This is a genomic window from Curtobacterium caseinilyticum (assembly GCF_030363035.1).
In the GTDB taxonomy this organism is placed as follows: Bacteria; Actinomycetota; Actinomycetes; order Actinomycetales; family Microbacteriaceae; genus Curtobacterium; species Curtobacterium caseinilyticum.
On record NZ_JAUCMN010000002.1, the window covers coordinates 369,370 to 383,348 of the forward strand.

The 13,979-nt window shown below is 73.2% G+C and carries 14 protein-coding genes; 11 read left to right on the forward strand and 3 right to left on the reverse strand.

Features of this window, described 5'->3' with window-relative positions:
* Nucleotides 1–44 precede the first annotated feature (44 nt).
* From QUG93_RS04220 to QUG93_RS04235, 4 genes are all read left to right on the forward strand, one after another.
* The gene (locus QUG93_RS04220; protein ID WP_289472401.1) at nucleotides 45–1,715 is read left to right on the forward strand and encodes a sodium:solute symporter family protein; all 1,671 of its coding nucleotides are present in this window, start codon (nucleotides 45–47) and stop codon (nucleotides 1,713–1,715) included.
* 24 nt (nucleotides 1,716–1,739) lie between these two features.
* Nucleotides 1,740–2,066, forward strand: a complete 327-nt coding sequence (locus QUG93_RS04225; RefSeq protein WP_289472402.1) for a hypothetical protein — start codon at nucleotides 1,740–1,742, stop codon at nucleotides 2,064–2,066.
* A gap of 245 nt (nucleotides 2,067–2,311) precedes the next feature.
* Nucleotides 2,312–2,719 carry a VOC family protein gene (locus QUG93_RS04230; protein WP_289472615.1) on the forward strand — a complete coding sequence of 136 codons (408 nt, stop codon included), beginning with the start codon at nucleotides 2,312–2,314 and terminating at the stop codon, nucleotides 2,717–2,719.
* Between the two features lie 36 nt (nucleotides 2,720–2,755).
* Complete coding sequence (locus QUG93_RS04235; RefSeq protein WP_289472403.1) at nucleotides 2,756–3,370, forward strand: DNA-3-methyladenine glycosylase I; 615 nt, start codon at nucleotides 2,756–2,758, stop codon at nucleotides 3,368–3,370.
* A gap of 12 nt (nucleotides 3,371–3,382) precedes the next feature.
* On the opposite strand, the gene QUG93_RS04240 is transcribed toward QUG93_RS04235, so the two are convergent.
* Nucleotides 3,383–3,853 carry a GNAT family N-acetyltransferase gene (locus QUG93_RS04240; RefSeq protein WP_289472404.1) on the reverse strand — a complete coding sequence of 157 codons (471 nt, stop codon included), beginning with the start codon at nucleotides 3,851–3,853 and terminating at the stop codon, nucleotides 3,383–3,385.
* On the reverse strand, nucleotides 3,850–4,626 hold the full coding sequence (locus tag QUG93_RS04245; RefSeq protein ID WP_289472405.1) for a LysR family substrate-binding domain-containing protein: 777 nt from the start codon (nucleotides 4,624–4,626) through the stop codon (nucleotides 3,850–3,852). The genes QUG93_RS04240 and QUG93_RS04245 overlap by 4 nt, the downstream gene beginning before the upstream one ends.
* A 33-nt stretch (nucleotides 4,627–4,659) precedes the next feature.
* On the opposite strand from QUG93_RS04245, the gene QUG93_RS04250 reads away from it, so the two are divergent.
* From QUG93_RS04250 to QUG93_RS04260, 3 genes are read left to right on the forward strand one after another with little or no spacing between them, the layout of a single operon-like run.
* A complete protein-coding gene (locus QUG93_RS04250; RefSeq protein WP_289472406.1) occupies nucleotides 4,660–5,049 on the forward strand; it encodes a DUF5997 family protein in 390 nt (129 codons plus the stop codon).
* 46 nt (nucleotides 5,050–5,095) lie between these two features.
* Nucleotides 5,096–5,611, forward strand: a complete 516-nt coding sequence (locus QUG93_RS04255; protein WP_289472407.1) for a hypothetical protein — start codon at nucleotides 5,096–5,098, stop codon at nucleotides 5,609–5,611.
* Nucleotides 5,612–5,645: 34 nt separating this feature from the next.
* Nucleotides 5,646–6,173, forward strand: a complete 528-nt coding sequence (locus QUG93_RS04260; protein WP_289472408.1) for an Lrp/AsnC family transcriptional regulator — start codon at nucleotides 5,646–5,648, stop codon at nucleotides 6,171–6,173.
* Between the two features lie 61 nt (nucleotides 6,174–6,234).
* Here QUG93_RS04260 and QUG93_RS04265 read toward each other — a convergent pair whose 3' ends face one another.
* Nucleotides 6,235–6,666: a GNAT family N-acetyltransferase gene (locus tag QUG93_RS04265; RefSeq protein WP_289472410.1), complete on the reverse strand. Its 432-nt coding sequence runs from the start codon at nucleotides 6,664–6,666 to the stop codon at nucleotides 6,235–6,237.
* Between the two features lie 111 nt (nucleotides 6,667–6,777).
* On the opposite strand from QUG93_RS04265, the gene QUG93_RS04270 reads away from it, so the two are divergent.
* The 4 genes from QUG93_RS04270 (at nucleotide 6,778) to QUG93_RS04285 (ending at nucleotide 13,943) form a co-directional block, all read left to right on the forward strand.
* Nucleotides 6,778–8,160 carry a hypothetical protein gene (locus QUG93_RS04270; protein WP_289472411.1) on the forward strand — a complete coding sequence of 461 codons (1,383 nt, stop codon included), beginning with the start codon at nucleotides 6,778–6,780 and terminating at the stop codon, nucleotides 8,158–8,160.
* An 87-nt stretch (nucleotides 8,161–8,247) separates the two neighbouring features.
* Nucleotides 8,248–10,002 (forward strand): hypothetical protein, encoded by a 1,755-nt coding sequence (locus tag QUG93_RS04275; RefSeq protein WP_289472413.1) that lies wholly within the window; start codon nucleotides 8,248–8,250, stop codon nucleotides 10,000–10,002.
* A 171-nt stretch (nucleotides 10,003–10,173) separates the two neighbouring features.
* Nucleotides 10,174–11,502, forward strand: a complete 1,329-nt coding sequence (locus QUG93_RS04280) for an alpha/beta hydrolase (protein ID WP_289472415.1) — start codon at nucleotides 10,174–10,176, stop codon at nucleotides 11,500–11,502.
* Nucleotides 11,499–13,943, forward strand: a complete 2,445-nt coding sequence (locus QUG93_RS04285; RefSeq protein ID WP_289472416.1) for a bifunctional lysylphosphatidylglycerol flippase/synthetase MprF — start codon at nucleotides 11,499–11,501, stop codon at nucleotides 13,941–13,943. The genes QUG93_RS04280 and QUG93_RS04285 overlap by 4 nt, the downstream gene beginning before the upstream one ends.
* The last annotated feature ends 36 nt before the right edge of the window (nucleotides 13,944–13,979 follow it).

Below are 13,979 nucleotides of genomic sequence, written 5' to 3' on the forward strand. Positions count from 1 at the left end.
GGTCGGCGCAGTTGCCGACTGCAACACAGGGATGTGGAGATCGCATGGTTCTCGCTGCGGCGACCAACGGGATCCGGCTCGAACTGGGCTGGGTCGACTACTTGATGATCATCGTGTACTTCGCGGTGGTCATCGGCATCGGGTTCACCGCCCGCAAGCAGGTCCGGACGAGCATGGACTTCTTCCTGTCCGGGCGCTCCATGCCGGCCTGGATCACGGGTCTGGCCTTCGTGTCCGCGAACCTCGGGGCGACCGAGATCCTCGGCATGGCGGCGAACGGCGCGCAGATCGGCATGGCGACGCTGCACTACTACCTCATCGGTGCGGTGCCCGCGATGGTGTTCCTCGGCCTCGTGATGATGCCGTTCTACTACGGCTCGAAGGTCCGCTCGGTGCCGGAGTTCATGCTCCGCCGCTTCGGCAAGGCGCCGCACCTGGTGAACGCGATCGCGTTCGCGGTGTCGAACGTCCTGATCGCCGGCATCAACCTCTACGCGATGGCGATCGTCATCGAGGCCATGCTCGGCTGGCCGGAGTGGCTCGCCATCCTGGTGTCCGCAGCGTTCGTGCTCGCCTACATCACCCTCGGCGGCCTGAGCAGCGCGATCTACAACGAGGTCATGCAGTTCTTCGTGATCATCGCCGGTCTCGTGCCGCTGACGATCGTCGGCCTGCACCGCGTCGGCGGCTGGGGCGGTCTGACCGAGGCGATCAAGCAGACCCAGGGCGTGCAGCACCTGCAGACCTGGGCCGGCACCGGCATCGGCGACGTCACGAACCCGATCGGCGCGAACTGGCTCGCGATCGTGCTCGGGCTCGGCTTCGTGCTCTCCTTCGGCTACTGGACGACGAACTTCACCGAGGTGCAGCGCGCGTTCTCGGCGAAGAACATGTCGGCAGCCCGCCGCACCCCGCTCATCGCGGCGATCCCGAAGCTCTTCATCCCGTTCATCGTCGTCGTGCCCGGTCTCATCGCGGCCGCCGTCGTCGGCAACCAGTTCGCCTCGGGGGAGCTGACCTACAACGACGCCATCCCGAAGCTCATCCAGATGTACCTGCCGACCGGCGTGCTCGGCATCGCGGTGACCGGCCTGCTCGCCTCGTTCATGGCGGGCATGGCGGCGAACGTGTCGTCCTTCAACACCGTCTTCACGTACGACATCTGGCAGCGCTACATCAAGCCGAACATGCCCGACCTGCACTACCTGAAGACGGGTCGTTGGGTCACCGTCGTCGGCGTGCTCGTCGGCATCGGCACGGCGTTCCTGGCCGCGCAGGCCGGCAACATCATGACGTACATGCAGACGCTGTTCTCGTTCTTCAACGCACCGCTGTTCGGCGTCTTCATCCTCGGTCTGCTCTGGAAGCGGATGACCACGCAGGGTGCGCTGTGGGGCTACGTGCTCGGCATCGTCACGCCGACGATCACCTGGATCGCCTACCTGGTGAACCCGTCGCTGTTCTCGACGGCGACCGCGGAGACGATGTACGGCGCGATCATCTCGTTCGTCACGGTGCTCGTCGTGGGCGTGCTCGTCTCGCTCGCCACGAAGCCGAAGGACGTCTCCGAGCTCGGCGGCCTGGTCTACGGCGTCGGCAGGATCGACATGTCCGCGGGGGCCGTCGCGACAGACACCGCCTGGTACCGCTCGCCCGCGCTGCTCGGCACCGTCGCGCTCGTGCTGTGCGTCGCCCTCTACCTGCCGTTCCTCTAGGCCCGGATCCGAAGGAGTACTCCCATGCGTGAGGACACCACGAAGCTCACCGCGGAGCAGGCGGCCCTCGTCCGCTCCACCCGTCGACTCGACCTGCGCCGCATCCTCGGCGGGCTGTTCGTGCTCTACGGCGTGATCACCACGATCGTCGGCATCGTCCACTGGGACACCGACCCGCAGAAGACCGGCGGCATCCACATCAACCTGTGGGTCGGGCTCTCGCTGCTCGTCGGCGGTCTGCTCTTCTTCCTGTGGGACCGGCTGAACCCGGTGCCGGCGGAGGACATCGTCGGTCAGGCCGAGGCCGAGGCCGACCAGCGCGCCGCCGGCGAGGGGCGCGAGCGGGTCTGACCTGCCGCTGGGCGCGGCGGGCGCTCGCCCGGCAGGAACGGGCGTACCTGGTGAGAACGGGCGTACCCGGTCGGACGATCCGACCGGGTACGCCCGTTCTCACTCTCCGTCGCACCTGTTCTGGGAACGAACGGGCGCGAGCGGACGGGAGGCACGGGGTGGTTCCGGCACAGAACGGTTGCGCTCGGCGTGTGGCTGCGCCAGGTTGGTCCCACCAGGAGCAGGAGGGAACTGCAGTGGAACAGATGGTCTTCATCAACCTGCCCGTCGCCGACCTCGACCGGGCGGTCGGCTTCTACGAGGCCCTCGGCTACTCGGTCAACCCGGAGTTCACCGACGAGACCGCCGCGTGCATCGTGGTGAGCAGCGCCGTGTACGTGATGCTCCTCACGCACGCGAAGTTCCGTGAGTTCACCGACAAGCCGATCGCCGACCCGAGCACGATCGAGGTGATCAACTCCCTCAGCGCCGCGTCGAAGGACGAGGTGCACCGGATCGTCGACGCCGCTGTGCGCAACGGCGGGAACGAGGACCGCCCGCAGATGGACCTCGGCTTCATGTTCCAGCGGAGCTTCACGGACCCGGACGGGCACCGCTGGGAGTACGTGTGGATGGACCAGGCTGCGATGACGGGCGACGACACCGAGGGGTGACCCTGCGTCGTCGGTGCGTTCCGCCAGGATGGACCGGTGAGCGACGACCCGACGACGATCCCCGACGGCCTGGTCACCGGCGACGACGGCCTCGCGCGCCCCGCCTGGGCCGCGGCGGACCCGATGTTGCGCGAGTACTACGACACCGAGTGGGGCATGCCGGTCCACGGCGAGCGCGGCGTGTTCGAGCGGCTGTCGCTCGAAGCGTTCCAGTCGGGGCTGTCCTGGCGCACGATCCTGGCGAAGCGCCCGGCGTTCCGTGCGGCCTTCGCCGGTTTCGACCCGGACGTGGTGGCAGCCTTCGGGGACGACGACGTCGAACGCCTGATGGCGGACGCCGGCATCGTCCGGAACCGGGCGAAGATCACCGCGACGATCACGAACGCGAACGCGACGATCGCCCTGCGCGCCGACGGCGGCCTCGCCGACCTCGTGTGGTCCTTCAAGCCGGACGTGACACCGGCGCCACGGACGATCGCCGAGGTCCCGACGACGAGCGAGGCGTCCGTCGCACTGTCGAAGGCGCTCCGGAAGCGCGGGTTCGCCTTCGTGGGACCCACGACGATGCACGCGCTCATGGAGGCGCTGGGCATCGTCGACACGCACCTCGTCGGCAGCCACCGGCGCGGCACGTCCGGCGTCTGGGGCTGACTCGGTCCGGGCTCAGTCGAGCGGGAGCTGCATCTGCGTCGCCGTGACGCGGTAGCCGAGCGAGGCGTACAGGTCCTGTGCGCCGGTGTTGTAGCCGAACACGTTCAGGCCGATGCTTGCCGCGCCGTGCTCGCGGGCGACCCGCTGCCCGGCCTCGAGCGCCCGTCGTGCGTGGCCGCGACGGCGGTGGCCCTCGTCGACCTCGACGTCGAAGACCCACCACTCGGTGCTGCCCGACGAGAAGGGCCCGATCCAGAGGTACCCCACGACGGTGTCCTCGTCGTCGACCAGGTCCCAGACGAAGTGGTCGGGCAGCGGCACCCCGTCCGGGAACCACTGGTCGAGCGACTTCTGCTTGTTCGCCTCGGCCTGCTCGCGGGTCTCACCGGCGCGCATGCGCGATCCGACGTACTCCGCCATCGTACGGTCCAGCCAGGCCGGGAGGCGCGTGGCCGGCATCGGGACGAGCCGCGTGTCGGTCACCGGTTGCCCTTCGAGCCGCGCTTCGGCTTGCCGTTGCCGAGCCGCTGCGTGCCGGGTCGTCCGGACCCTCGGGGCTTGCGGGCGCCCTTGCCGCCCGCCTTGCCGCCGGAGGCCTGCTTCGCGGTGGCCTTGCCGCCACCGCCGGAGCGGGCGCCGCCGCCGCCGGAGCCGCCACGCGCGCCGCGCGAGCCGTCGTCGTCGGCGCTCGTCGTGCCTCCCGGTCGGTCCGCGGTGTTCCGCGAACTGTTGGCGGTGCGGCCACGCACGACGCCGATGAACTCCTCGGTCGTGTCCGAGGCGTCGGCGTCACGCCAGACGAGCGCGATCCGGGTGCCGGCGGCGCCCTCGAGGGGCCGGGCGACCAGGTCCTTACGGCTCGCGGCGCGGAACAGCGACTGGGGGAGCACGACCACACCGACGTTCGCCTCGACCAGGTCGAGCGCACCGGAGACGTCCGCCGGGACGGGCCCGGCGTCGACGACGTGGACCTCGTCGAGGTCGGCGTCCGTCACCGTGTCACGGTCGGCGAGGGGGGAGTCCTTCGGCATCGCCACGACGGCGGTCTCGGTCCAGAGCGGGATCGCGTTGAGGTGGGTGCCGACGGGCATCCGCGCGAAGGCCATGTCCGCTTCGCCGGTGAGTGCCTGGTCGACGTCGTCGGGACCGATCGGCAGCAGGCCGAGCTCGGCGTCCGGGAAGCGTTCCCGCCAGACCCGGACCCACTTCGCGGGGGAGACCCCCGGGACGAAGGCGATGGTGAGGGCCACGGTCATGCAACCGAGTGTAGGGGCCGTACCCTTGTACCCATGGCGCAGGAACAGACGATGAAGCCCGAGACGGCTGCGAAGAAGCTCGGCATCCTGCTGGCGGCGGCTCCGGAGTCGTTCCGCGCCGAGCCGGTCACGCGGACCGCGTTCGACGAGCTCCGCACCCAGCCGCCGACGTGGCTCGAGGAGATCCGTCGTGACGGACCGCACCCGCGTCCGGTGGTCGCGCAGAAGCTCGGCGTGTCGATCTCGGGCCTGGTCCGCGCCGGGGTCGAGGAGCCCCTGACCACGGCCGAGATCAAGGCCCTGCTGCAGGAGATGCCCGAGTGGCTCGTCCGCGAGCGTGCGACGCAGGCCGAGGTGCACGCCGAGAACGCCCGCGTGAAGCAGGAGCGGGCCGACAAGGCCGCCGCGCGCGCCCAGGACTGACCGACCGGACCCACTCCGACCGGATCCCGCACCGACCCCTCCAGCCGTGACCGCCGTGCACCAGACCGTCGCCGACGCGATGCTCGTCGTGCCGCAGTTCGCGTCGGTCTGCTGCATCGTCGGTGACCGCTACCGTCCCCGGCCGGGCGTGATCGTGCCCGCGACGGTGATGCTCGTGGCGATGGTGCTGCCCGTCGTGCAGGTCGGAGCGTCGTGGACGCTGCTGGCCGCGGCCGCGCTGCTGCTCCTCGCGCCGCTCCCGGTGATGCGCCGACGACGACCCGACGGGCGTCGGGCCGAACCGATGGACGTGCACCGCGCGCTGTCCGCGGTCGTCATGGCCGGCATGCTCCTGATGGGGCACGCATCCGGGTTGACCGACGGGCACGCCGGACACGGCATCGCCCTGTCGGCGGTGCTCGGGGCCGGCGTGATCGGGTACTGCGCGTTCAGCGGCTGGCTGCTCCGCCACGAGTGGGCGCGCGAGGACCGCCGTGCCGTGCGCAGCGGCGAGGTGTTCGCGATGACCGTCGCCGTGGTCGGGATGACCCTGGCGATGTAGCGCCGGCGGTGGCGTGCGGCGGTACCGTCGGAGCGTGTCCGATCGCCCAGCCCGCCGCCCCGACCCCGCCCCGCGTCTCGACGAGGTCGACGAACGCATCCTCTGGACGCTCGCCGGCGACGCTCGCATGCCGAACAACCGCCTGGCCGCCGCGGTGGGCGTCGCCCCGTCGACGTGCCTGACCCGGGTCCGGGCGCTCGAGGACGCGGGGCTCATCCGCGGCTACCGCGCGGACGTCGACGTCGCGAAGCTCGGGTTCGCGATCGAGGCGATGGTGTCCGTGCGGGTCCACGCGGCGGCCCGTCACGAGCTCCGGGACTTCGCGAAGCGGCTGCTCCGCGTGCCGGTGGTGCAGGACGTGTCGTTCCTGGCCGGTGACAAGGACTTCCTCGTGCACATCGCGTGCACGTCGACCGAGCAGCTGCGGGACTTCGTGGCCGACGAGTTGAGCGGGGACCCTGCCGTCGCGACGACCCAGACGAACATCGTGTTCGAGCGCCTCGTCGCCGACCGCGCGCACCAGGGGCGCTCGTTCGACGAGCTCCGGCGCTGGCGGGCCTGACCGGCCGCTGACGCGACGAGCCGGTCCCGACGAGTCGGCACCGGCTCGGGAGCGGGACGTCCTAGCGCGTCCGCGTCATCGGGACGTGCGGGATGGCGTCCTCGAGGAAGTCGTCGCCCGAACGGACGAAGCCGAACCGGCCGTACCACTGCTCGAGGTGCGCCTGCGCGTTGATCGCGATCGAGGGCGAGCGTGACTCGGCGATCGCGGCCTCCATCAGCTGCGCCCCGAGGCCCTGGGACCGGGCGTGGCGGGCGGTGGCGACCCGGCCGATGCGCTCAGTGCCGTCGTCCTCACGGAGCAGGCGCAACGTGGCGTCGACGGAGCCCTGTCCTGCCCAGAACTGCACGGTGCCGGGTTCGAGGTCGCGGCCGTCGATGTCCGGGTAGGCGCACTCCTGCTCGACGACGAACACGTCCTGCCGCAGCCGGAGGATCTCGTGCAGCGTCACGATGTCGAGGTTGCGCGTCGGGGCGGAGAAGATCGAGACCACGTGCGGCCTTTCCTGAGAATTCCTGCCAGAACCGGTTCCGGTCCGGGGTCGATCGGCGTACAGTGCCGGTCAACCACTCTACGTGCGCAGCCGAGATCAGGAGGTGAGCGCATGGACCAGCCGTTGCGCGACCCCTGGCGCGCGCTGCTCCGGTACGCCGTCGCCGGCGTCGGGGTCGCTGCTGCCCTCGTGCTGCTCACGCTCGTGCTCGGTGCCCGCCCGGCCTCCGCGGTCGAGGGTTCCTCGCAGCACCGCGGGCTGGTCGGTGGTCTGGTCCAGGACGTCGGGCAGACCGTCCAGGGCACCACGAGCACCGTCGGACGGACACTCGGTGCCGTGACGGCTCCCGCCGCGCCGCCGGCAGCGCCCGTCGCGCCGGCAGCGCCCGTCGCCCCGGCAGCGCCGGCACCCGCTCCGGCGCCGGTGCACGTCGCTCCCGCCCCGGCCCGTCCGGCGCCCGCGCCGGTCCGGCCCGCGCCTGCTCGCCCCGCGCCGGTCACCGCACCGGCGCCGCACACTGCGCCCGCCGCCCCGCAGCACGCCGCGCCCGCACCGCACGTGTCGGCCCCCGCGCCGGCAGCTGCCGCCGCCCCCGCGACGCACGCGACCACCCCGACGGCGAGCGGTGCCGCGCACGGGGCGACCACCGCCTCCCGGCCGGTCACCGACACCGTCACCGGCGTCCTCCGCCCCGTCACCAGCGCCGTGCAGTCGCTCACCGACGCACGTCCCGTCACCACCGTCGTCGACACCGTCGACGGCGTCGTCGGTGCGCTGCCCGTCGCGGGTGACCTGCTCGGCGACGACACGATCGGCACGGTCACCGCACCGGTGACCGGACTGGTCGACGACGTCGTCGGCAGCGTCGGCGGCACGGTCGGCACCCTTCCCGGCGCGGTCGAGCAGGTGCTCCCGCCCGTCGAGGCGATCCTCCCCGTGACGGTCCCGCCGGTGCTGCCCGCCCCGCTGCCCCCGCTCCTGCCGGGAGGCGCGACCCCCGTCCCCGGGATCCTGCCGACCCCGGTGGGTGGCCCGGTCGCACCGCCCGTGGGGACCGCTCCGGTCACGGGTGCGTCCGGCGCCGCTCCGGTCGCCGACCGGCCGTCGACCACGGTCGTCGCCGGCGTGACCGCTGGCCCCGTGGCCGCACGGGAGACCGCGGTCGCGTCCACGACCATCGGCCGCACCGTGACCGTGCCCGCCGCAGCGGGGACCACCGGGGCCGTCGTCGGCGCGGCGCCCGCAGCGGCGACGCTGGGCGGGGACGCCCTGCTCGTGCCGGCGGACGGGAACGGCCGACCCGGCCTCCCGGTCGGCCCCGAAGCCACCGGCACCGCCGGCGGCACCTCCTCCGGTTCCGCGGGCGCAGCGCCCGTCGGCGTCGATGGTGCCTCCGTGGTCCGGTTCTCCCTCGCCGCGGGGTCTCGCGGCACCCTCGCCGACGTCGTGGTCCCCGCGTCCGTCGTCGGCGACCACGACGTCGCTCCTGACTGAGGTCGGTGCGCCTGTCCTGCTCGGCAGGCACGCACCACCCGACCGCGATCGCGGTCGGAGACAGATCTCGATCAGTGAGGAACGACCATGAACAAGTACGTCTCGAGAGGGCTGTGGTTCACCCTCTTCGTCGGCGGCCTGACCCTCGGAGGGACCGCGGCCGCGAACGCCGCGACCACCTCCGGGGCCGACGGCCTCGTCTCCGGCACCCAGGTGGCTCCGGCCGTCAACGCGCCGGTGTCCGTCTCCGGGAACGCCCTCGGGGTGCTCGGTGACGCCGTCTCCGCGGGGTCCGCTCCGGCACCGGCCGCTTCGCCGGCTCCGGCACCTGCCCCTGCCCCTGCACCGGCGGCTGCTCCGGTGACCTCGGGCTCGGAGGGCGTCGCCTCCGGCACGCAGGTCGCACCGGTCGTGACCGCTCCGGTGCAGGCCGCCGGCAACGCGGTCGCGGTGGGCGGCGACGCCGTCTCGACCGCCCCGGCTCCCGCTCCTGCACCGGTGCCCGCGCCCGCTCCGGCGACCGCTCCGGCGGCCGCTGCTCCGGTCACGTCCGGCTCGGACGGCATCGCCTCGGGCACGCAGGTGGTCGGCAACGTGACCGCCCCGGTGACGGCCACGGGCAACGCGGTCGCCGTCGTCGGCGACGCGGACGCCACCGCCCCGGCGGCCCCGGCGTCGAGCGCTCCGGCACCGGCGGCGTCGGCGCCGGCCGCTCCGACCACGTCCGGTTCGGACGGTGTGCTCTCGGGCACGCAGGTGTCCCCGGTCCTGAACGTGCCGGTGACCATCGGTGGGAACGGGATCGGCCTGCTCGGTGACGGTACGGCTGCGGGCTCGACGCCTGCTGCCGGCTCCGGCACCGGTTCGACGACCCCGACGGCGGGTGGGACGACGTCCGGTTCGGACGGGATCGGTTCGGGCACGCAGGTGTCCCCGGTCCTCAACGTGCCGGTCACGGTCGGTGGGAACGGGATCGGCCTGCTCGGTGACGGCACGGCTGCGGGCTCGACGCCTGCTGCCGGCTCCGGCACCGGTTCGACGACCCCGACGGCCGGTGGGACGACCTCCGGTTCGGACGGGATCGGTTCGGGCACGCAGGTTGCCCCGGTCATCAGCCTCCCGATCTCGGTCGGTGGCAACGGCATCGGTGTCGTCGGTGACGGTACGGCCACGGGCTCGACGCCTGCTGCCGGCTCCGGCTCCTCGGCCCCGACGACCGGTGGGACGACCTCCGGCTCCGGTGGGATCGGTTCGGGCACGCAGGTGACCCCGGTCATCAGCATCCCGATCTCGGTCGGCGGCAACGGCATCGGCATCGTCGGCGACGGCACCGGCACCACGCCCGGCACCGGCACGAACCCCGGCACCGACCCGGGCACGAACCCCGGCACCGACCCGGGCGCGGACCCCGGCGCGGACCCGGGCACGAACCCCGGCACGGACCCGGGCGCGGACCCGGGCACGAACCCCGGCACGGACCCGGGCGCGGACCCGGGGACGAACCCCGGCACCGGCACGGACCCTGGCACCGACCCGGTCACCACGCCGGGCACCGGCACTCCCGGTGACAGCACCGGCGGGACCGACACGGTCCTGCCGGGGGTGACCACGGTGCCCGTGGCGACCACCGGCACCACCGCCGCCGGCGCGGTCGTGGCGACCGGCGCCTCCCGGCCGGCCGTGACGGACGTCGCTGCCGCCACCACGACGGGGACCGCCTCGGGGACGCAGCCCACGCTCGCGTACACCGGTGCGGGATCCCAGACGACGCCCGCGGGCATCGCGCTCCTGCTCCTGCTCCTGGGAGCCGGGGCACTGGTGCTCCGCAAGCGCATCGCCTGATCCTCGGAGGTCTGAGGGGCACCGTCCGCGGTGCCCCTCAGACCCGTGCCCGGCGGTCGCGCTTGCCTGAGGGCGACCCGACCGCTTCCTGGGAGCGCTCGGTACCCAACCTGTGCGCAGTGGAAGCGCTTCCGAGGCTGTGGAGCGGTGGTGCAGGGCCACGATGAAGCCGTGCTCCACGAACTCCTGCGCATCCCCATCACCGGGACGAGGCTCCTCGTCCCGGTGTACCTCCTCGCTGCCGCGCTGGCGGCCTGGGTCGTCTTCGGACCCGTGCACGAGCGACACCGCCTGCGTCGCGCCGCCGTCCGGGTGGGAGCGGTGCTGGTCGGTGCCGGCGTCGGGCTCGGAGTCGTGTGGTGGACCGGCGACGTGCAGGACGACTTCGGGGTGCAGTTCACCCCGGTGACCCGCATGTGGGTCGCCCTCGCGTTCGCCGGGGTCGCGCTCCTGCTCGTCGTGGTGGTCCAGGGCGGATGGCTCGCCCGCATCCTCGCCGTCGCCGCGGCCGGCGCGCTGGTGCTGTCGGCGGGGCTCGGTGTGAACGTCGACTTCGGGTTCTACAAGGACGTCGAGCAGGCCGTCGCGACGAACCCCTACGCGTCGCGGACCTTGCCGGTCACGGCGCGGCCGGTGTCGGGCCACGAGGTGACCGCGGCGCACTGGCACGCGCCGGTCGGCATGCCGAAGGACGGCGAGACGCTCAGCGTGCGGATCCCCGGGACGGTGTCGCACTTCCGGGCGCGCAAGGCTGTCGTCTGGCTGCCGCCGGCGGCCCGGGTGGCCCACCCGCCGCGTCTGCCCGTCCTCATCGCCCTCTCCGGCCAACCCGGCCAGCCCGCCGACCTGTTCCAGACCGGTGACCTCGGCAGCTTCCTCGACCGGTACGCCGCTGCGCACGACGGCCTCGCCCCGGTCGTGGTGTCCCCGGACCAGCTCGGGGCCCCGAACCGCAACCCGATGTGCGTGGACTCGCGGCGGCTCGGCCGCAGCGCGACGTACGTGATGACGGACACCGTGCAGTGGATCGAGCACCACCTGCCCGTGGCGACCGGCCCGAGCGCGTGGGGGATCGTCGGCTTCTCGCAGGGCGCCACGTGCACCATGCAGTTCTCCACCGAGCACCCGGACGTGTTCGGCACGGCGCTGGCGATCTCGAGCGAGCTCGCGCCCGTGACCGGCAACGCGCAGACGAGCACCGCACTGGCCTTCGGCGGTTCGGCCGCCGCGTACCGTGCCGCCGCACCCGTCGCGGTCATGGCGGCCCACGGGCAGTACCACGACCACCTCACCGTCTTCGGCTACGGTCAGGACGACGCCCCGTACCGGGTGTCGACCGAGACCCTGCACGCCGCCGCGGTCCGGGCGGGCATGCAGACGCAGGTCATCGTGTCGCCGGGGTCGGCGCACGACTGGAACACCGTGCGCTACGTGCTCGCGAACGGGTTGCCGGCGGTCCTGGCACACCTCGGTCTCCCGCTGGCGAAGGGCGCACTGTGAGCAGGTCGGGCGGGCCGCTGGCGGCGGTCTGGTCGCGGAGCGCGCGGGCAGTCCGGCGGTACCCGGTCACCGCCGTGGTCGCGGTCCTGGTGCTCGCCACGACGGTGACCGGACTGGTCGTCCGCATCGTCGGCCGCACCGGATCGGTGGACGCCGTGCACTTCGGGCCCTTCCGCGTGTTCGCCGTCACCACGGGTGCGGTGGCGCTCGTCCTCACCGTCGCCGGGGTCGTCGTGCTCGTGGGGGCCTCGGAGCGGCTGATGGGCAGCCGACGCACCGCCCTGGCGTTCGTCGTGACCACGGTCGTCGGCACGGGCCTCGGCGCGCTCACCGCCTTCGCCGACCAGGACGGCCGCGAGGTCGGGCCGCTCCTGCTCGGCCGCGCCACCAGCTTCGACCCCTGGACGGCCCTGGTCGGCACCATCGTCACCGCGAGCGCGTTCGCCGGTCCGCTCTGGCGACGCCGGATCCGGGTCAACGCCGTCGCGGTCGTCGCCGCCCTGCTGCTCTACGCCGGGCACGCGTCCGACCTCTACGCGGCGCTCGCCGCGGCGGCCGGGTGGCTGCTCGGCGACCTGCTCCGACGTGGTCCGGCGCGCCTCGGCTGGACCAGGAGCTCGCACCGTGAGACCCGCGTGCTGCTCGGCACCGTGGTGCTGGTGTCGGCCGTCGGACCCGTCATCGCGCTCGTGTCGCGGGCGCGCGTCGGGCTGCTCGCCCCGATCGCCGCCGTCGTCGGTTCCGGACCGGTCACGCCGGTCCACGGGTGTCGCGCCGACGGGGTGTCGGGGGAGTGCCTGCGGGGCCTGCTGTCCTTCCGTGCGACCGACCCCTGGACGCTCGTGCTCGCGATCGCGCCGCTGCTCGTGCTCGTCGTCGCCGGGCTCGGGCTCTTCCGCGGCAGTCGGTTCGCGGTGTGGCTCGCCGTGGTCGTCGACGTGGCGCTGGCCGTGGCCGCGGCCGTGACCTACGGTGTGCTGCCGTCGCGCGTGGCCGAGCTGCACGGCGCCGAGGACCGCTTCGTGGTCACGGTGTCGGTGATCGCGTCGATCGTCGTCCCGCTCGCGACCGCGCTCGTGCTCGTGCTCCTCCGGCGGTCGTTCACCGTGCTGCCCGCTCGGCGTCGGGTCGTGACCTTCGCCGTCGTGGTTGTCGTGACCTTCGCCGTCGTCGCGACGGTGGTGCTCGTGACCGCTGCCTCGGCACCCGACCCGGTGCCCGATCCCCTCCGGCTCGTCGTGGCCGCACTCGGGCCGCTGTCACCCGTCGTCCTGTGGGACCACCTGCCGGCGCTCGACCCCGCGCTCCGGTTCGTGCTCGGCGCCGCGGGGCCGGTGCTCTGGCTCGTGGTCGCGGTCGCCGCGATCCGACCGACCGGCGCGGTCGAACCCGACGCCGACGCCGACGGGCTGCGGGAGGCCCGGCTCCGTGCCCGCACCCTGCTCGAGGCGGCCGGCGGCGACACCTTCGGGTGGATGACGACGTGGCAGGGCAACGCCTACTGGTTCGCCGAGGACGGTCGCGCCGGCGTCGCGTTCCGCCGCAACGGCCGGGTCGCGGTCACGGTGGGTGGGCCGTTCGGGTGGCCCGACGCCCGGGACGCGGCCATGACCGGCTTCGCCCGGTGGTGCGACGACAACGGGTGGACCGCGGTCTTCTACGGGATCGGCACCGAGGCGGCGGCGACCCTGACCGCGCAGGGCTGGGACACGCTCCCCGTCGCCGAGGACGCCGACCTCGACCCGCGCACGTGGACCACGACCGGCAAGAAGAAACAGGACGTCCGGACCGCCGTCAACAAGGCCGGCCGTGAGGGGATCACGGCCCGCTGGTCGTCGTGGCAGGACCTCCCGGCGTCGACGGTGCGGCAGATCGAGGCGATCTCCGAGGAGTGGGTGTCGCAGCGCGAGCTGCCCGAGATGGGCTTCACCCTCGGCGGCGTCGACGAGATGCGGGACCCCGCGGTGCGCACCCTGGTCGCACTCGACCCGGAGGGCACGGTCCTCGCCGTGACCAGCTGGCTCCCGAGCCACCGGGCCGGTCGGGTCGTCGGCTGGACGCTCGACGTGATGCGTCGGACGAGCGCCGCGCCGAACGGCGTGATGGAGTTCCTGGTCGCGAGCGCGGCGGACCGGATGCGCGAGGACGGCGTCGAACGGCTCAGCCTGTCGGCCGCCCCGCTCGCGCAGTCCGTCGAGGGCGCGCCCGCCGCCGAGGGTGTGCAGGACCTGCTCGACCTGGTGGGCGGGGTGCTCGAGCCGGTCTACGGCTTCCGGTCGCTGCTGCGGTTCAAGGCGAAGTTCGGGCCCGACCTGCACCCGCTCGTGCTCGCGTACCCGGACCCGGTGGCACTGCCGGCGATCGGCGTCGCGGTGGTGCGGGCGTACCTGCCGGACCTGTCGCTGCGCCAGGCCGTGTCGCTGGTGCGCGGCCGGAGCTGAGCGACGGCCCGTAGCGGACCGGCCGCGTCGGTGCCG

Excerpts from the sequence above, each read along its gene's own strand:
- QUG93_RS04220 (WP_289472401.1), top strand. The coding sequence starts at position 45 with ATGGTTCTCGCTGCGGCGACCAACGGGATCCGGCTCGAACTGGGCTGG.
- QUG93_RS04225 (WP_289472402.1), top strand. The coding sequence starts at position 1,740 with ATGCGTGAGGACACCACGAAGCTCACCGCGGAGCAGGCGGCCCTCGTC.
- QUG93_RS04230 (WP_289472615.1), top strand. The coding sequence starts at position 2,312 with ATGGTCTTCATCAACCTGCCCGTCGCCGACCTCGACCGGGCGGTCGGC.
- QUG93_RS04245 (WP_289472405.1), bottom strand. The coding sequence starts at position 4,626 with ATGACCGTGGCCCTCACCATCGCCTTCGTCCCGGGGGTCTCCCCCGCG.
- QUG93_RS04250 (WP_289472406.1), top strand. The coding sequence starts at position 4,660 with ATGGCGCAGGAACAGACGATGAAGCCCGAGACGGCTGCGAAGAAGCTC.
- QUG93_RS04270 (WP_289472411.1), top strand. The coding sequence starts at position 6,778 with ATGGACCAGCCGTTGCGCGACCCCTGGCGCGCGCTGCTCCGGTACGCC.
- QUG93_RS04275 (WP_289472413.1), top strand. The coding sequence starts at position 8,248 with ATGAACAAGTACGTCTCGAGAGGGCTGTGGTTCACCCTCTTCGTCGGC.